Source organism: Ralstonia sp. ASV6, from assembly GCF_016429285.1.
Classification (GTDB): domain Bacteria; phylum Pseudomonadota; class Gammaproteobacteria; order Burkholderiales; family Burkholderiaceae; genus Ralstonia; species Ralstonia flaminis.
This window is the reverse complement of sequence record NZ_JAELUI010000112.1, coordinates 1-18,116: the sequence shown is the minus strand read 5'-3', so window position 1 is coordinate 18,116 and position 18,116 is coordinate 1. Positions and strand designations below refer to the sequence as shown.

General features: G+C 64.3%; 16 protein-coding genes. 7 read left to right on the top strand and 9 right to left on the bottom strand.

Annotation, left to right across the window (positions count from 1 at the left end; genetic code table 11):
• Positions 1-66: 66 nt before the first annotated feature.
• Positions 67-714, bottom strand: a complete 648-nt coding sequence (gene lolA, locus JHD73_RS20120; protein ID WP_199031997.1) for an outer membrane lipoprotein chaperone LolA — start codon at positions 712-714, stop codon at positions 67-69.
• 89 nt (positions 715-803) lie between these two features.
• Complete coding sequence (locus JHD73_RS20115; RefSeq protein WP_199031996.1) at positions 804-3,146, bottom strand: DNA translocase FtsK; 2,343 nt, start codon at positions 3,144-3,146, stop codon at positions 804-806.
• A gap of 212 nt (positions 3,147-3,358) precedes the next feature.
• Between JHD73_RS20115 and trxB the strand changes: the two genes are divergently transcribed.
• The 3 genes from trxB (at position 3,359) to JHD73_RS20100 (ending at position 5,768) form a co-directional block, all read left to right on the top strand.
• Positions 3,359-4,315, top strand: a complete 957-nt coding sequence (trxB, locus tag JHD73_RS20110; protein ID WP_199031995.1) for a thioredoxin-disulfide reductase — start codon at positions 3,359-3,361, stop codon at positions 4,313-4,315.
• Positions 4,316-4,436: 121 nt separating this feature from the next.
• Positions 4,437-5,102: a Smr/MutS family protein gene (locus tag JHD73_RS20105; protein ID WP_199031994.1), complete on the top strand. Its 666-nt coding sequence runs from the start codon at positions 4,437-4,439 to the stop codon at positions 5,100-5,102.
• 42 nt (positions 5,103-5,144) lie between these two features.
• Positions 5,145-5,768 carry a trimeric intracellular cation channel family protein gene (locus JHD73_RS20100; protein ID WP_199031993.1) on the top strand — a complete coding sequence of 208 codons (624 nt, stop codon included), beginning with the start codon at positions 5,145-5,147 and terminating at the stop codon, positions 5,766-5,768.
• A 41-nt stretch (positions 5,769-5,809) separates the two neighbouring features.
• On the opposite strand, the gene glnK is transcribed toward JHD73_RS20100, so the two are convergent.
• The 3 genes from glnK to JHD73_RS20085 are packed head-to-tail and all read right to left on the bottom strand — an operon-like array spanning position 5,810 to position 8,448.
• Positions 5,810-6,148 carry a P-II family nitrogen regulator gene (glnK, locus tag JHD73_RS20095; RefSeq protein WP_045787417.1) on the bottom strand — a complete coding sequence of 113 codons (339 nt, stop codon included), beginning with the start codon at positions 6,146-6,148 and terminating at the stop codon, positions 5,810-5,812.
• A gap of 14 nt (positions 6,149-6,162) precedes the next feature.
• Positions 6,163-6,789 (bottom strand): class I SAM-dependent methyltransferase, encoded by a 627-nt coding sequence (locus tag JHD73_RS20090; protein ID WP_199031992.1) that lies wholly within the window; start codon positions 6,787-6,789, stop codon positions 6,163-6,165.
• Positions 6,790-6,810: 21 nt separating this feature from the next.
• Positions 6,811-8,448, bottom strand: a complete 1,638-nt coding sequence (locus JHD73_RS20085; protein WP_199031991.1) for an NAD+ synthase — start codon at positions 8,446-8,448, stop codon at positions 6,811-6,813.
• 55 nt (positions 8,449-8,503) lie between these two features.
• On the opposite strand from JHD73_RS20085, the gene JHD73_RS20080 reads away from it, so the two are divergent.
• Positions 8,504-9,718, top strand: a complete 1,215-nt coding sequence (locus JHD73_RS20080) for a GNAT family N-acetyltransferase (protein WP_199031990.1) — start codon at positions 8,504-8,506, stop codon at positions 9,716-9,718.
• Positions 9,719-9,786: 68 nt separating this feature from the next.
• Here the strand turns inward: JHD73_RS20080 and JHD73_RS20075 are convergent, their stop codons facing one another.
• On the bottom strand, positions 9,787-9,984 hold the full coding sequence (locus tag JHD73_RS20075; RefSeq protein WP_199031989.1) for a hypothetical protein: 198 nt from the start codon (positions 9,982-9,984) through the stop codon (positions 9,787-9,789).
• A gap of 303 nt (positions 9,985-10,287) precedes the next feature.
• A complete protein-coding gene (ppa, locus tag JHD73_RS20070) occupies positions 10,288-10,815 on the bottom strand; it encodes an inorganic diphosphatase (RefSeq protein ID WP_199031988.1) in 528 nt (175 codons plus the stop codon).
• Between the two features lie 177 nt (positions 10,816-10,992).
• On the opposite strand from ppa, the gene JHD73_RS20065 reads away from it, so the two are divergent.
• The 3 genes from JHD73_RS20065 (at position 10,993) to JHD73_RS20055 (ending at position 14,686) form a co-directional block, all read left to right on the top strand.
• Entirely contained in the window at positions 10,993-12,429 is a 1,437-nt protein-coding gene (locus tag JHD73_RS20065) for an aldehyde dehydrogenase family protein (RefSeq protein ID WP_199031987.1), read from the top strand.
• Positions 12,430-12,471: 42 nt separating this feature from the next.
• On the top strand, positions 12,472-13,230 hold the full coding sequence (locus tag JHD73_RS20060; protein ID WP_199031986.1) for an SDR family oxidoreductase: 759 nt from the start codon (positions 12,472-12,474) through the stop codon (positions 13,228-13,230).
• A gap of 133 nt (positions 13,231-13,363) precedes the next feature.
• A complete protein-coding gene (locus tag JHD73_RS20055; RefSeq protein ID WP_199031985.1) occupies positions 13,364-14,686 on the top strand; it encodes an MFS transporter in 1,323 nt (440 codons plus the stop codon).
• Positions 14,687-14,744: 58 nt separating this feature from the next.
• Here JHD73_RS20055 and JHD73_RS20050 read toward each other — a convergent pair whose 3' ends face one another.
• Together JHD73_RS20050 and hemDX are read right to left on the bottom strand one after the other, a co-directional pair.
• The gene (locus tag JHD73_RS20050; RefSeq protein WP_199031984.1) at positions 14,745-15,938 is read right to left on the bottom strand and encodes a heme biosynthesis protein HemY; all 1,194 of its coding nucleotides are present in this window, start codon (positions 15,936-15,938) and stop codon (positions 14,745-14,747) included.
• A 2-nt stretch (positions 15,939-15,940) separates the two neighbouring features.
• On the bottom strand, positions 15,941-18,040 hold the full coding sequence (gene hemDX, locus JHD73_RS20045) for a fused uroporphyrinogen-III synthase HemD/membrane protein HemX (RefSeq protein WP_199031983.1): 2,100 nt from the start codon (positions 18,038-18,040) through the stop codon (positions 15,941-15,943).
• Positions 18,041-18,116: the final 76 nt, after the last annotated feature.

Below are 18,116 nucleotides of genomic sequence, written 5' to 3'. Positions count from 1 at the left end.
GCTGCAGCGATGTGGTGAACGGCAAAGGCATGGTCGGTCTCCTTGTCGAAAACCGGCCTGCACGCGTTACTGCTTGATAACGTCTGCCCCCTTGGGTAGCACGAAGCGGAACGCGTTGGCCGGCAGTTGCGGATTCTTCTGAATGTTCGAGAACGTCAGCAGCGTGGTGTTCCCGAAGGCGTCGCGCAGCTCCATCCCTTGCAATTCGCCGCTACGAAAGCCGATGGCGATGCGCTCGAACTGGGTGTCCTTCGCCTTGGGCGTGAGTTCAACCCAGTCGATGCCGTCCTTGGTGCCGCCTTCCTTGAGCGTGAAGTTCTTGGCGAGGTCATTGCTGCCGAACAGGATGGCGGCCGGGCTGGAACCGAGCGACGCATCAAGCTTGCGCTCGGTCACCTGGCTCAGATCCTTGTCGTAGATGTAGAGCGTCTGGCCGTCGGCCGACAGTTGCTGCTCATACGGCTTCACGTAACGCCAGACGAAGCGGCCCGGGCGCGAGAAGGAGAAATCACCGCTGGAGGTGCCCGCCAGGCGCAGCGGATTGCCGTTGGTGCCGCCCTTGACCTGGCGCTGCACGAATTCTCCGCGTGCGGTGGTGACGTTGCTCACGAAGGCGTTGAGCTGCTCGACCGCGCCCGCATAGGCGCCGGCTGACCACGCCGCCAGCGATACCAACCCAGCGGCCATCAGGTGACGTGCTTTCAACACAAACATAGGAATCCCGGTAAGCAGTTGATCTTGTTGTTAGTAACCGGCCGCGCCGGAACATTCCGCTGGCGCGGTAACGCGATGTAACGACAGCGTCATTCCTCTTCGACGACGTTGCCGTTGCGGTTGGGCGCCAGAATTTCGCGGTTGCCGTTGCCGGACATGGCAGAGACAAGCCCCGCCTTTTCCATATCTTCCAGCAGGCGTGCAGCGCGGTTGTAGCCAATACGCAGGTGACGCTGCACCAGCGAGATCGATGCGCGACGGTTCTTGAGCACCACGTCGACCGCCTGGTCGTACAGCGGGTCGGCCTCGCCGCCAGCGCCTGCAACGCCCGCGCCGCCGCCAAAACCATCGCCGCCGCCCTCGCCGTCAACCACGCCACCCTCGAGAATGCCCTCGATGTAGTTCGGCTCGCCTTGCGCCTTGAGGTTGTCGACGATGCGGTGCACCTCTTCGTCTGACACGAACGCGCCGTGCACACGCACCGGCAAGCCGGTACCGGGCGCCAGATAGAGCATGTCGCCCATGCCCAGCAGCGCTTCGGCGCCCTGCTGGTCGAGAATCGTGCGCGAGTCAATCTTGCTGCTGACCTGGAAGGCGATGCGCGTCGGCACGTTGGCCTTGATCAGGCCGGTAATCACATCCACGGAAGGACGCTGCGTCGCCAGCACCAGGTGGATACCTGCGGCACGTGCCTTCTGCGCAATCCGCGCAATCAGCTCTTCGACCTTCTTGCCGACCACCATCATCAGGTCGGCCAGCTCGTCGATGACGATGACGATCATCGGCAGCTTGTCGAGCGGCTCCGGCGCATCAGGCGTGAGGCTGAACGGGTTGGGAATCTTCTCTTCGCGCGCGGCGGCTTCCTCGATCTTCTTGTTGAAGCCGGCCAGGTTGCGCACGCCCATCTTGCTCATGAGCTTGTAGCGGCGCTCCATCTCGCCCACGGCCCAGTTCAGTGCGTGGCCGGCTTGGCGCATATCGGTCACGACCGGGCACAGCAGGTGCGGAATGCCTTCGTAGATGCTCAACTCCAGCATCTTCGGGTCGATCAGGATCAGGCGCACCGAATCGGCCTTGGCCTTGTACAGCAGCGACAGGATCATCGCGTTGATGCCGACCGACTTACCAGAGCCCGTGGTACCGGCCACCATGCAGTGCGGCATCTTGGCCAGATCAGCCACCACCGGCTTGCCGGCGATGTCCTTGCCCAGTGCAAGCGTGAGCTGCGAAGCGCTCTCGTTGTAGACCTGCGAGCCGAGAATCTCCGACAGGCGCACGGCCTGGCGCTTCGGATTCGGCAACTCCAGGCCCATGCAGTTCTTGCCCGGAATCGTCTCCACCACGCGGATGGACACCAACGACAGCGAACGCGCCAGATCCTTCGCCAGGTTGACGATCTGGCTGCCCTTCACACCCGTCGCGGGCTCGATCTCGTAGCGCGTAATGACCGGGCCCGGATAGGCCGCCACCACCTGCACTTCCACGCCGAAATCCTTGAGCTTCTTCTCGATCAGGCGCGAGGTGAATTCCAACGTCTCGGCGCTCACGGTTTCCACCACGGGCGGGATCGGATCGAGCAGCGCCAGCGGCGGCAGGTCGGAATCGTGAATGTCGACAAACAGCGGCTGCTGCTTCTCCCGCTCCACACGCTCGCTCTTGACCACGGCGGTTGGGCGCACGATCTGCACCGGCGGCGATTCTTCGATGCGCACGCGGCGAGTTTCAACCACCTCTTCACGTTCGACCTTGGCGGCCTCGCCAATGGCACGATCCTGCTTGCTCTCGCGGCGCGTCTTGAAGCCGACGAACAGCATCTCGACACCCGCGCCGATCTGCTCAGCCAGGTTCAGCCACGAAAAATGGAAGAACAGCGACAACCCGACCAGAAACGCAAACAACAACGCCAGCGTGCCACCGGTAAAACCCAGCGAATGCTGCATCGCCCCGCCAATCAGGTCGCCCAGCACACCGCCCGGCGCACGTGGCAGCTTCATATGCAACGAATACATGCGGATGGCTTCCAGCCCCATGCTGGAGGCCAGGATGAGCGCAAAACCGATCCAAGTGACGCCAGCGTCTACGCGCGGCATCGCGGTGCGCGGCAGGCGCTCGTCCGACATCAACTCACGCCAACCCCGCCAGACGCGGCGCACCAGCAGCAACGCCCACCAATAGGCGGAGGCCCCAAAAACAAACAACAGCAGGTCTGCCAGCCACGCCCCCACGCGCCCGCCAAGATTGCGGATCTCGTCGACCTGGCTAGCGTGGGTGAAACCGGGGTCGGCCCGATTGTAGGAAAGCAGGATGATCAGGAAGGCGATGGTCACCGCCAGCAACAGGAACCAGCGGACCTCGCCTAGCAGCCGCCCAATGCGGGACGGCAGTGCGGCGGGATCGGTACGGGTCGTCGGAGTGGTGGAAGCTCGGGCCATGCGGGAGACGGGTGCGCCGCTTGGGCGAGGCCCGCGCGGCTTAGAGACAGCACAAATACGATGCCAAGGATTGTAACGCGCCCCTATCACTGCCATTGGAATTTACAACCGGGCGGACGAGGGGGTGCCACTTTATAATGTCGCCCGTCACCCTCACCTACCCTGCACGGCGGAAGCTTCACCCCACGCGCCGCGCAACTACGGAACGCATCATGGCAAAACACGCAAAAGTGCTGATCCTCGGCTCCGGCCCCGCCGGTTACACGGCAGCCATCTACGCCGCCCGAGCCAACCTGAACCCGGTGCTGGTTACCGGCCTGGCCCAGGGCGGTCAGCTCATGACCACCACTGACGTGGAAAACTGGCCCGCCGACCGCGAACACCTGCAAGGCCCCGAGCTGATGCAGCGCTTCCTGGAGCACGCAGAGCGCTTCAACACCGAGATCGTGTTCGACCACATCCACACCGCGCACCTGAACGAAAAACCGATCCGCCTGATTGGCGATTCGGGTGAATACACGTGCGACGCGCTGATCATCTCCACCGGCGCCTCGGCCCAATACCTGGGCCTGCCGTCGGAAGAGAAGTTTGCCGGTCGCGGCGTGTCTGCCTGCGCCACCTGCGACGGTTTCTTCTACAAGGGCCAGGAAGTGGCCGTGGTGGGCGGCGGCAACACCGCCGTGGAAGAAGCGCTGTACCTGGCCAATATCGCCAGCAAGGTCACGCTCATCCACCGCCGCGATAAGTTCCGCGCCGAGCCGATCCTGATCGACCGCCTGCATGAGCAGGAGAAGAAAGGCAAGATCGAGATCAAGACCAACATGGTCCTCGACGAGATCCTGGGCGACGACTCGGGCGTGACCGGCGCCCGCCTGAAGGGCACGAACGACAACGAGGGCAAGACCGAAGAGCTCAAGGTGGCCGGCGTCTTCATTGCCATCGGCCACAAGCCGAACACCGATCTGTTCAAGGGTCAGCTGGAGATGAACGAAACCGGCTACATCCGCACGCAGAGCGGCCTGGCCGGTAACGCCACTGCCACCAACATCCAGGGCGTGTTTGCTGCCGGCGACGTGCAGGATCACATCTACCGCCAAGCCATCACCAGCGCCGGCACGGGCTGCATGGCGGCACTGGACGCCCAACGCTACCTGGAAGGTCAGGAATAAACTCCCTGCCCCCAGTTTCCCGGGTTCAAACAACGCGGCCGATGGGACTCCATCGGCCGTTTTGTCATGTGCGGCGCCTTCGTATAATCGACGCACGCTCCACCCTGATTCGCCTGTCGCCATGAAACGCGCCCCCACCCCCGCCAATAAGCTCAGCCTGACCGACCTGGGCAAGCTGCGCGAACAGCTCAAGCACGAAACCGAGGCGCGCGAGGCCGAACGCCAACGCGCCGAAGCCGCCGCGCGCAAGGCAGAAGAAGAGGCCAACGTGTTCCGCGCGAACGTCGGCGGGGTGACGGCACTGCGCCAGAACAAGCGCGTTGAGCATCCGCGCAATCCGCCTGCGCCCGACCCTGTGCATTCGCGCGCAGAGGACAAGCGCGTACTGGATGCCTCGCTGTCGGACGAATTCGACGTCGACAACCTGCTGGAAACCGACGACACACTCTCCTTCCGCCGCCCCGGCATCGGCGAAGACGTGCTCAAGAAGCTGCGCCGCGGCGAATGGGCCACGCAAGATCAGATCGACCTGCATGGCCTGCGCCGTGAAGAAGCCCGCGAGGCGCTGGCCGCTTTCCTGCGCCGTGCCGTACAGCGCGGCATCCGCTGCGTGCGCGTGATCCACGGCAAGGGTCTGGGCTCGCCCGACAAGACACCGGTACTCAAAGGCAAAGTGCGCTCGTGGCTGGTGCAGAAGGAAGAAGTGATCGCCTTTGTCGAGCCACGCAACACGGCCGGTGGCGCAGGCGCGGTACTGGTGCTGCTGCGCCAGCCACACAGCTCCTGACACCCAACACCCCACCTTGCCCACATCAAGAACAACACGCCCATGCACGTGAGCCGCCTGCAGTTGGTGATGCACTGGATGGAGATCCTCGCGGTCTTCTCATTCGCCATCTCGGGGCTGGCCGAGGCGAAACGGCGCCAGCTCGATGCTGTGGGTGCATTCATTGTGGCCTTCCTGACGGCCTTTGGCGGCGGCACGCTGCGCGATCTGCTACTCGATCGGCGGCCCTTCTACTGGGTCGAGCACGAGCACTACCTGCTCGCGCTGTTCATCATGAGCCTGTTTGCCAACTGGGTGATCCGGCTGGTGAGCCAGTTGGTGTCCGACCGCGTGCTGATCGTGGCAGACGCCATCGGCATGGGCCTGTTTGGCGTGCTGGGCACGCAACTGGCGCTCGATGCGGGCGTACCGATCTTCGTATCGGTGATGATGGGCGTGATCACGGCAGCCTTTGGTGGCCTGCTGCGTGATGTGGTCTGCAACGAAGTGCCCATGCTGCTGCGGGACAACCACCCGTACGCGACCTGCGCGTTTCTCGGGTGCTTCCTCTACGTTGGGCTGACGTTCACGGACTTGCTGCCGAGCGTGTCCGTGGTGATCGCCACGCTGGGGATAGTGATCGGGCGGCTGGTGACGCTGCGCTGGAACATCACCTTACCGCGTTGATCAACGCTGACCGGCGCTGCCACACCGGTCAGAAGCCTCGCTCAAACAGCGGCTTCGTCCTTCTCGCCAGTGCGGATGCGGATCACCTGCTCAACCGGCATCACGAAAATCTTGCCGTCGCCGATCTTGCCCGTCTTGGCGGCCTTCACGATGGTGTCGATCACGTTCTCGACCTGGCTGTCGGCCACGACCACCTCGATCTTGATCTTCGGCAGGAAGTCGACCACGTATTCAGCGCCGCGATACAGCTCGGTGTGGCCCTTCTGGCGGCCGAAACCCTTGACTTCGGTGACGGTCAGGCCAGTCACCCCCACGTCGGCGAGCGACTCGCGCACTTCGTCCAGTTTGAAGGGCTTGATGATGGCGGTGATCTGTTTCATGGGTGTCTCGCTAACTAGTTGGTGAGGTATTCAAGCGTCCAATAATACTGGAGCCGGTTAATGCGCACATCGGAGGCGATACCGGCCACTGTCTCCAGCAGGGTCCGGTCGTCCGGAAAATTCTTCAGCACATCGTGTTCGCTGCCGTCGCGCAGCGGGCGACGCTGCCACGTGTTGCCATGTTCGTCGTTGTAGGCAACGGGCGTGCTCGATCCGAACACATACTGGTTATCGAACCACAATACGCGCACGCCGGGCCCGAGCACGCGATGCAGACCCTCGACATGCTGACGCAAGTGCTGCAGCGGCACATGCGACCACCAGCAGCCCGCCGTCATCACGTCGAACGTGCCGGGTACGAACGGCAACGCATCGTTATCGGCCCGCACGAACGCCGCGCCGGCGATGCCCTTGCCACGTGCGATGCGCAGCACTGTGTCGTTGTAATCCGCGCCGACGATGCTGCGCGCATCCGCCATTGCCTCGGTCCAGAAACCGGTGCCGCAGGCCAGGTCCAACACCCGCGCGCCACGGGTCACGTCGCGCACGCGCGCCTTCAACCACGCCAAATCGCCCTGCCGCTCAGGCTTCGTATAAATACGCTCGTATTCGGGGGCACGTTTGGCGTAGTAGTCGAGCATGGTGTCGGCTTATTCGCCCGGTTATTCCTTGAACCGCGAGGTGATCGGGTACCGCCAATCACGACCGAACGCACGCTGCGTCACACGAATGCCCACCGGGGCCTGGCGGCGCTTGTACTCGTTGATCTTGATGAGGCGCACGATCTTCTGCACGTCGGCTTCGGCAAACCCCGCGGCAATGATGTCGGCCACCGGCTGGTTCTGTTCCATGTAGCGCTGCACGATGGCGTCAAGCGCGTCGTACTCGGGCAGGCTGTCCTGGTCGGTCTGATTCTCACGCAGCTCCGCCGACGGTGCGCGCGTCAGGATGCGTTCTGGAATCACCTCCGACAGCGTATTGCGGTAGCGGCACAGCCGATAGACCAACGTCTTGAAGATGTCCTTGATAACGGCAAAGCCGCCGGCCATGTCGCCGTACAGCGTGCAGTAACCGACCGCCATTTCGCTCTTGTTGCCGGTCGTCAGAACGATGCGGCCAGACTTGTTGGACAGCGCCATCAGCAGCGTGCCGCGGATACGCGCCTGGATGTTCTCCTCCGTCGCATCTTCCGGCAGACCACGGAATTCTTCCGCCAGCGCCCCCCTGAACGCATCGAACATCGGCGCAATCGGGATTTCGTCGTACTGCACGCCCAGGCGGGCAGCCATGTCGCGCGCATCCACCCACGAGATATCGGCCGTGTAGCGCGAGGGCATCATCACCGCACGCACTCGGTCAGCGCCCAGTGCGTCGACAGCAATTGCCAGCACCAACGCCGAATCGACACCGCCCGACAGGCCGATGATTGCACCCGGGAAGCCGTTCTTGCCGAGGTAGTCCCGCACACCCAGCTTGAGCGCCTCGTAGACCTGCGCCTCCAGCGGGGCCTCGGGCACGATCGTGCCGGGGAGTGCCTTGCCGCCACTAAACTGCACGTAGCCGACGCCCTCGACAAACTGGCCCATCCGCACGACGACCTTGCCTTCGGCATCCAGCACGAATGAGCCGCCGTCGAACACGAGTTCATCCTGCCCGCCGACCAGGTTCACGTACACATGCGGCAGCCCCGACTCCTTCACCCGCGCACCAACGATCTGCTCGCGCAGGTCCTCCTTGTCGAGGTGGTACGGCGAAGCATTGGGGATCAGCACCACCTGCGCACCGGCCGCCTTCGCATAGGCGGTGGCGGTGGCGTACCAAGCGTCTTCGCAGATGATGATGCCGAAGCGCGTGCCGCCCACTTCGAACACGAAGGGCTCGGTGCCGGGCTGGAAATAGCGCTTCTCGTCGAAGACTTCGTTGTTGGGCAGGTCGAGCTTGTTGTAGCGGCCGACCACGCGGCCATCCACGGCCACGGTGGCGCTGTTGGTGGGCTTAGGCAGCACGCCGGGCGCGGGAGCCTCCAGCGAGATCTGCGGGTGCCCGATCAGCACGTGCAGGCCCGGGAAGGCCGCCAACTCGGCGATCAATGCATCGAGTGCGCGGGCGCTGGCGTCAATGAAGGCCGGGCGCAGCAGCAAGTCTTCGGGCGGATAACCGGTCAGCGACAGCTCCGGCGTGAGGAGAATGCGCGCACCAGCCTGGTGCGCGTCACGCGCAGCGGCGACGATGCGGGCGGCATTGCCGGCGAAATCGCCGACGGTGCAGTTGATCTGGGCAAGAGCGACAGTGACGGTCATGGGGGCAATGTGAGATGCAAGCGCAGCACCCCAGGCTGGAATTAGAATCGGCGGCATGACCTCCCGCCCCATCGCTTCCGAACCCGAAACCCGCGCCGGATCACATCATTATCGCATGCGGCTTGTGACCGATCTGCGCGACATCGGCCGCGACGCATGGGACGCCCTGCTCGCCCAGCAGCCCGAGGCGACGCCCTTCCTGCGCTACGACTTCCTGCACGCCCTGCACGAGAGCGGCAGCGCATCGCCCGACACGGGCTGGTCGCCGCAATACCTGACGTTGTGGGAAGACGGTGCACACGGAGAAACACTGGCCGCCGCGGCGCCGCTGTACGTGAAGGGCCACTCCTATGGCGAATACGTCTTCGACTGGGCTTGGGCCAATGCGTATGCGCAGCACGGGCTGGAGTACTACCCGAAGTGGTTGTCCGCCATCCCCTTTACACCGGTGCAAGGCGCACGGCTGCTGGCGCATAGCGCTGACGCGCGTGCCGCCCTGCTCGACACACTGCTGGCGGCGGCGCAACAAAGCGCGTTGTCTTCGCTGCACGTGCTGTTCCCGACTGCAGCGGAAGCTGAGCAGATGCGCACCGCAGGCATGTTGCTACGGCAGGGGGTGCAGTTCCACTGGTGCAATGCAGGCTTCGGCAGCTTCGACGATTTTCTTGCCGCCTTGGAGCAGAAGAAACGCAAGAACATCCGCGCCGAACGCCGCCGTGTGCACGACGCCGGCATCACCTTTCGCCACGTCCCTGGCGCGGCAGCCACCGATGCCGACTGGCGCTTCTTCCACCGCTGCTACCGCACCACCTACCGCGAGCATCATTCCTCGCCCTACCTGAACCTGGAGTTCTTCCGCCAGATCGGCCAGACGATGCCGGAGAACCTGCTGCTGGTGATCGCCTCACGCAATGGCAACGACATCGCCAGCGCGCTGCTGGTGGTCGATGCGCGGCCAGAAGCGTCGGTCATGTACGGCCGCTACTGGGGCGCGGTCGAGCATCACCCCTGCCTGCACTTTGAGACGGCGTACTATCAGCCGCTGACGTACTGCATCGAGCACGGCATCCGCACTTTCGAGGGTGGCGCTCAGGGTGAGCACAAGATGGCGCGCGGCTTTCAACCCGTGGCAACGCTGTCGGCGCATTGGCTCGCGCATCCGGCCTTTGCCGATGCAGTCGGCCGGTTCCTCGACCGTGAGACGGCTGGCATGGAGGCGTATCTGGACGAACTGATGGACCGCTCGCCGTTCAGGCAGCGTCCGGAGTAGAACAGCCGAGGGCAGAACCGCGAAGGCGGAAGAGACAGCGTCCGCAACAATGCCGGACGCGGAGCAGCTTATCGTGCAGCAAGTTTCTGCGCGGGAACAGGGCAATGCGCCGGGCAGGCACCCGCAGCCGGCAAGGCGCCAGCCGGTGCGACACCACGTTCGCCGGCATGTGCGGCATCAGCCGGACCAGCAAGCAGCGCCCACACGGTAAAGGCGGCCATGGCCATGAGAGAAAGCACGGGAACAGCAACGGTCTTGTTCAACATCGCAGTACCAAGGGTTGGAGTCAAACTTGACCGGGAGTCTAGAGGTGCCGTTTCCGACGGGCAAATGAGCGTTACTTAAATCTCTGTATAGCAGGATTGCGTCAGCCCATTCATGCACTGAGCGCGATATCCCGCCAGAAAATGCATGATGCGATATTCAATCGCCGCAAATGGCGATGCGGTGCGGGTTGACGGGCACCCCAACATTGCAGTCATTTCGCCACTGCAAACAAAAAATCCCGGCCATCCTTACGGATGCCGGGACTTTGTCTGACCAGACGTACGGCAAATTACTAAGGTGTCTTAACTCTTGTAATTGGCCACGCCGTCGACGATTTCCTTGTGGGCCTCTTCAATGCCGCCCCAGCCCTCGACCTTGACCCACTTGCCGGCTTCCAGCGCCTTGTACTGCTCGAAGAAGTGCTTGATCTGATCCAGCAGGTTCTGGCCGATATCGGACAGGTCGGTCATGTGCGCGGTGGCGGGGCTCAGCTTGTTGACCGGCACGGCCACCAGTTTCGCATCCACACCGGACTCGTCCGTCATCTTCAGCATGCCCAGGGCACGGCAGCGCACCACGCAGCCGTGGATCAGCGGGAACGGCGTAACGACCAGCACGTCCACCGGGTCACCGTCACCCGACAGCGTCTGCGGAATGAAACCGTAGTTGGCCGGGTAACGCATGCCGGTACCCACGAAGCGGTCCACGTGCAGCATGCCGGTTTCCTTGTCGGCTTCGTACTTGACCGGGTCGCTCTGCGCCGGGATCTCGATGATGACGTTGAAGTCGTTGGGGATGTCCTTGCCCGGCGAGACGTTGTTGAAGCTCATGGAAATGCTCCGGAATGCGCGAGGTGCGTAAAAACGCGACGCAAATGGTTGAAAAAAGCCAGAAAAACTGTCGGCGGGCATTATAGCGCCTGACACCCGGTTGCCCCCCACCCTCCCTCTACGAACACTCGGCCCGTGCGAAAATCGTGCGTTGCCGATCTTTGCAGGAACCCCCTTATGCACGCCCAGCACTTCATCGCCAACCGCTTGATGTCGCCCGATTCGGGCATGCGCATCAAGGTGTTCGACCCGTCCGACGGCCAACCGTTTGCCGAGATCGCCCGTGGCAACGCCACCGACATCAACGTGGCCGTGCATGCTGCGCGGCGTGGCTTTGAGGGTGTCTGGGGCCAGTTGAGCCCAGCCGAGCGCGGCCGGCTGCTCATGCACGTGGCCCTGCGCCTGGCCGATCACGAAGAAGAACTCGCCCGCCTGGAAGCCCGCGATACCGGCAAGCCGATGCGCCAGGCCCGCGCCGATGCCCGCGCCATCGCCCGCTACTTCGAGTTCTACGCCGGGGCGGCGGATAAGCTGCACGGCCAGACCATCCCCTATCCGGCGGATACCACCGTGCTGACCGTGCGCGAGCCGCATGGCGTGACGGCGCACATCATCCCGTGGAATTACCCGATGCAGATCTTCGGGCGCAGCGTGGGCGCCGCCTTGGCCGCAGGCAACGCGTGCGTGGTCAAGCCGGCCGAAGATGCGTGCCTGTCGATCCTGCGCGTGGCCGAACTGGCCGCAGAGGCCGGACTACCCGATGGCGCACTCAACGTGGTGACCGGCTACGGCCACGAGGCCGGCGCGGCACTGGCGGCGCATCCGGGCATCAACCATGTGTCCTTCACCGGGTCGCCGGAAACGGGCAAGGCCATCGTGCGGGCGGCCGCCGAAAACCACGTGCCCGTCACGCTGGAACTGGGCGGCAAGTCTCCGCAGATCCTGTTTGCCGATGCGGATCTGGAAGCGGCGATCCCAGCGGTAGTCAACGGCATCATCCAGAACGCAGGGCAGACCTGCTCGGCCGGCAGCCGTGTGCTGATCGAGCGCGGCATCTACGAAGCCGTGCTGGATCAACTGGCCACGGTATTCGAATCGATCAAGGTGGGGCCGGCGTCGCTGGACCTGGATTGCGGCCCGCTGATCAACCCGAAGCAGCAGCAGCGCGTGTGGGATTTCGTCTCGGATGCGCAGCACGCCAACATTCCTGTGATGGCGCAGGGGCAGGTGGTGCCCGAGGCGCCGGAGACCGGCTACTACCAGGCACCGATGCTGCTGCGCGACGTGCCGCACACGCACCGCCTCGCGCAGGAAGAGGTGTTCGGCCCGCTACTGGCCGCCCTGCCCTTTGACAACGAGGCCGAAGCCCTTGCGCTGGCCAATGGCACGCCATACGGTCTGGTGGCCGGGGTGTGGACGCGCGACGGCGGACGACAGCTTCGCCTGGCGCGCAAGCTCAAGGCGGGCCAGGTCTTCATCAACAACTACGGCGCAGGCGGCGGCGTGGAGCTGCCCTTTGGCGGCACGGGCCAATCGGGCCACGGCCGCGAAAAGGGCTTCGAGGCACTGTACGGTTTCACCACCTTGAAAACCATCGCTATCCGCCACGGCTAAAGCAACACAAACAACACAACACCAACACCACGAGGAGACACCATGCGGCTTGCCGGCAAGATCGCCATCGTCACGGGCGCGGGTTCGGGCTTTGGCGAAGGCATCGCCAACACCTTTGCACGCGAAGGCGCACGCGTGGTCGTCAATGACTTGAACGCCGAGGCCGGCGAGCGTGTGGCCGATGCCATCCGCGTAGCTGGCGGCGATGCGCATTTCGTGCACGCCGACGTGTCGGACGGTGATTCGGTCGCCAAGCTGCTGGGCGCCACTCTCGCGCGGTACGGCGATCTGCACATCGTCATCAACAACGCCGGCACCACACACAAGAACAAGCCGCTGCTGCAGATCACCGAAGACGAGTTCGACCGTGTGATGGCCGTCAACGTGAAGAGCATCTACTGGACGGCGCGCCACATGGTGCCGCACTTCCGCGAACGCGGTGGCGGCGTGTTCGTCAACGTGGCGTCCACTGCGGGCATTCGGCCGCGGCCGGGGCTCGTCTGGTACAACGCCAGCAAGGGCGCTGTCATCACAGCCAGCAAGGCGATGGCGGCGGAGTTGGGGCCGGACAAGATCCGCGTGAATTGCGTCAACCCAGTAATGGGTGCCACAGGCCTGATCGAACAGTTCATGGGCATGCCCGATACGCCTGAGAACCGCGCGCGCTTTCTGGCGACGATTCCGATGGGGCGGCTGTCCACGCCGCAGGATGTGGCCAATGCGTGCCTGTACCTGGCCTCGGATGAGGCGGCGTTCATCACGGGCACGTGCCTGGAGGTAGACGGCGGGCGCTGCGTATAAACCCTGCCGGCGGGCGTCTTGGCGCGCCCGTCCGACAGGCGCAGAATGCGGTGGCGGTTTTCCGGGCCGAAGTTGGTGCGAGGTTGGTGATTCTGTGCTCTCGGCCTGAACTCATAACAACACAGGAGACCCGATGGCCCTCACCACCCCACCCCTGGGTAGCGCGAGCACCCTGCCGCAATCCGCAAGTGCATTTGAAGAAGCCACCTACCGCAAGGTGACGTGGCGTCTGGTTCCGTTCCTGCTGCTGTGCTACGTGGTCGCGTATCTCGACCGCGTCAACGTTGGCTTCGCCAAGCTGCAGATGCTCAACGACCTGAAGTTCAGCGAGACCATCTACGGGTTGGGTGCAGGCATCTTCTTCATCGGCTACTTCCTCTTCGAGGTGCCGAGCAACGTGATCCTGCATCGCGTAGGCGCCCGCATGTGGATCGCGCGGATCATGATCTCGTGGGGTGTCATCTCGGCGGCCATGATGTTCGTGACCACGCCGGCCATGTTCTATGTGATGCGCTTCCTGCTTGGGCTGGCCGAGGCCGGCTTCTTCCCGGGCATCATCCTGTACCTCACCTATTGGTATCCGGCGCAGCGGCGCGGGCGCACCACCACCTTCTTCATGACGGCGGTGGCACTCTCGGGCGTGATCGGCGGGCCGCTGTCGGGCTGGGCGATGACCGCCTTTGCGGGCAAGTACGGTCTGGCCGGCTGGCAGTGGATGTTCCTGATCGAGGGCATTCCGTCGGTCATCGTCGGCGTCGTCGTGCTGCTCTACCTCGATGACCGCATCAGCCACGCCAAGTGGCTGACCGACGACGAGAAAGCCCTGCTCACCCGCAACATCGCTGCGGAAGACGCCGAGAAAGAAGACCCGCCGATCCGCACGGTGCTGGCCAGCCCGCGTATGTGGCTGATGAGCGGGATCTACTTCACCTTCGTGATGGGCCTGTATGGCGTGAGCTTCTGGCTGCCGACGCTCATCAAGCAGACCGGCGTGGCAGATCCTTTCTCGGTGGGCCTGCTAACGGCGATTCCGTATGGCGCGGCTGTCATCGCCATGATCCTGGTCGCCCGCAGCGCAGACCGCACGCGCGAGCGCCGCTGGCACATTGCCCTTCCGGCGGTGGCGGGTGCGATCGGGCTGGTGCTCTCAGCCGTCTGGCACACCAATACAACGCTGGCGATGGCTGCGCTCACACTCGGCACCATGGGCATACTAACCACGTTGCCGCTGTTCTGGAGCCTGCCGACCGCGTTTCTGGCCGGTACGGGCGCGGCGGCTGGCATTGCGCTCATCAACTCGCTGGGGAACCTCGCGGGCTTTATCAGCCCCTATGCCGTTGGCTGGCTGAAAGACGCGACCAAGAGCACCGATTCCGGCATGTACATGCTGGCTGCGTCGATGGTGCTGGGTGCGATCCTTACGCTGTCGGTGCCAGCGTCGAAGGTGAACAAGTAGGCGTCCCCCGCACAACGACACCCACGCAACAAAAAAGGCCGGGATCTCCCGGCCTTGTTCATTTCACGGCAAGCAGTGCACTTTGCCGGTAGTGGCGCTGGGCCTCTTCCTGCCGCTCGGTTTGCTCGTACATCTGCGCGAGAGCCAGGTGCGCATGGGCACGCAGGTTGCCGTGGTGATCGGCATCGGCATACTTCAGCGCCGACTCCAGGCTCGCCTGCGCCTTGCCCCAGAGCTGCTCCTTGAAGCAAAGCATGCCAAGCGTATAGAACAGGTCCGCATCCACCGGATGCTGCGTGAGCCATTTCTCGGCCTGCTGGATCAGCGGCAGCGCCTTGCCGGGCACCGCACAATCCGCGTAGCGGCGGATCAGGCGGCCATCCCAATGCGCCTTCAGACCGTCTTCAACGATACGCTTGGCGTCGTCCGTGCGGCCCAACTGCGCAAAATACAGTGCGGCCTGCGAAGCGATACGCGGCGAGCGACGCTCCTCCGCCGTCAGTTCACGCCAGAAGGTGTTGAGCGCGTCGGCATCATGACGGCGTTCGGTCAGCAACGTCTCGCACGCCATCTGCTTGAGACGCGCGGCCAGCACCGTGTGAATGGCGTTGCGCTTCTCGAGCGCGCGCGTTAGGCGCAGCACTTCGCTCCAGTTCTTCAAGTGCTGGTGCGCACGCAGGGCAATCCGCTGCGCCTGAATCTGCCGTGCACCGTGCGATTGCAGTTGCGCGATCTTCTCCAGGGCGCCTTCGGCATCGCGCGCATCGACCAGCAGTTCCGCCATCGATACGAGCTTCGCCTGTTCACGGTCTGGCGACTTCACCTCGGCCATCCACGCATCGCGGCGCTCGGTTTCCTGCATGCGGTGCGCAGCGCGTGCGCCAATCAGTGCAGCAGTTTCGCGCTGTGCCTCCCAGACCTGGGCTTCGCGAGCCTGGCGCTCGGCGTGGCCAAAGCGGCCGGCAAACAGGCTCTCCATTGCTTCACGCAACGCAGCGGAAGCACGCAGGATGCGCGTGCGCTCACGGTAAGCTGCTGCGCGTGCCGGCATGCCCGCCACATGGTTGAACAGGCGCATCACCAAATGCAGAACCACGAACGTCACCAGCAACGCAGCCAGCACGAAGTTGAGCGACATCTCCACCCGATATGGCGGGTAGAACAGCACGACGTTGCTCAGATTGAGTTCGGTAAACAGCGCCAGCCCGACGGCGGCGGCAAACAGCAGCGCAATCCAGAATATCCAGCGCATGCTCACTCCTTGCCCTGGCCGCGCGCAGCAGCGAGGCTGTCAGCCAGCGTCGGCACCTCCAGCGTGCCAACCGTCGTGCGCACCTGCGCCAGCAGGTTCTGCACTGCGGTCACGCGCTGCGATTGCGTGTCGAAGTAGCGCGCGAGCAGCGTATCGGCGCGGCCCAGATCGGCGCGGAACACGGCGTCGTTGCGCGACAGCAGCGCAAGACGTGCATTCATCAGACGCAGCTTGAGGTTTTCGCGCAGGAACCACGCTTGATCCGACGACAGCAGCAACGCTTCTGTCTGATCCACGCGGCGCACTTGCACGATCTGGCCCAGCTCACCACGCACGTCGCTCCACAGACGGCCCCACCAGGCGCGCACGCCGGCCGACCATCCGGTGCCCACTTGCGTCGATGCCGCCGGCGCCGACGCCGATGCAGCCGCCACGGCCTTGGCATTCTTCGCAGGACGCGCCTTCGGTGCCTGCGCGGCCTGCTCCGCATCCAGCGGCTGGGCCGACGACACGAGCGGCAACGTATCGACCGCGTTGATCGCATCGTCCAAGCGGATGGCGGCGCCGCTCAGGTCAATCGACGGCATGGCCTTGAGCTTGGCGATATCACGTGCCACGGCACGGCGCACTGCGTTGAACTGCGGTTTGTTGAGCGCCGCCAGACGCGCATCGACGGTCTGCAGCGCGGCCAGCGCACCGCTCACGTTGCCAGTGAGCTGGAGTTGCTCGGCAGCGACTTCAATCGAGCGCTCGATCTCGGCGCGCTGCCAATCGTCGCGGTTGCGCAGCAGATCCTGGCTGGCCTGCTCCAGCGCGCCCTGGCGGTCACGGGTTTCCGTTGTACGGGCATCCAGCGCGCCAAATTTCTGCTGCAACTGGCCCACCGCGTCCCGGTCAGCACTGGACAGTACGCGCATCTCTTGCGCCAGTGCTTCGTTCTGCTGTCCGCGCTGGCGGATCTCACGCGCCAGGCGTTCGTTGCGCACCTGCAGCGCAGCCACTGCAACCACAATGACGGCCAACACCGCCCAGATCAGCCAACCACCGCGTCGCGGTGCATGGTTGACGGTCATGGTTGGCGCGAACGATGCGGGGGCAGACGAAACTGCCGGCGCCGGACTCGGCTGGGCGGCCGCAGGCTTTGCGGCAGGAGCGGACGAGGGAACGGGAGTCTGCGTCACAGTGGGAGAAGAAGGAGGAGTATTCGATTCAGCCGGTGCTGGGGCGGGCGGCGTCGGCACGGACGCTGGCACAGGGCCAGCCCAGGCCAGGACACCAGCAAGCAGGCGATCATCGCCGGCACCGGTGAGCTTCACGTCGCGAAAGCCCAGCGACTCAGCCTGTTCAACGATGCGCGCATGCGGCGCAAAGCAAGGTGCACCGTGGAGCGTATTGACTTCGGCGGGCGTCAGGTTGGCGCGCGCAAGATCGTCGAGATTGCGTACGGCCTCGGAACTGGTAAGCGTCCAGGCATGGCGGGTGGCCAGCACATTGCGCAGCGCAGCCCAGGCGGCGGCATCGGGCACAGGCACGCTGCGGCGGTAGGCCTCGACCGTGCGCACTGAGACACCGGCTTCGCGCAATTGGTCGGCCAACCATTCGCGGCCACCGTTGCCGCGCACGATCAGCACCTCTCGGCCGCTGAGCGACGGCACATCCAGCCGCGCGTACAGGGCTTCGGAATCCTGGCGTGCGTCGTCGGCGTGGGTGTCGGGCCGGATCACGCGATGCGCAGGCGGAGCAACGCCGTGCGTGGCGAGGGCCTGCGCACTGGCGGGGCCCACCACGGCCACCGGCACCTCCTGCGGCCAGCGGAACCCTTCCGGCATGGCGGCAAACGCCTGCTGTACGGCATTGGGGCTCACAAACACCACCAGCGCATAGCGCGAAGGATCGCCCAGCGCGGCGCGCAGGTCGTCCAGGTTCGGCGTCGGCGCAATGTCCAGCAACGGAAACTGGTGCGTGCGCAAGCCGTGGCGCTCCAACGCCGTCACCAGCATGGGTGCCTGCGCGCGCGGACGCGTCACCACAACCACAGGCACAGTGGCGGCCGAATCGGCGACAGGTAGCGCGCTGGATGAGGGTGGCAAGCGATCGTCCATGGCGAGCCGTGGATGTTAGGTAGCGGGCGGGGCGTCGGCGCCCAGCATGGCGAGAATCTCACGCGCACCGCCGTTC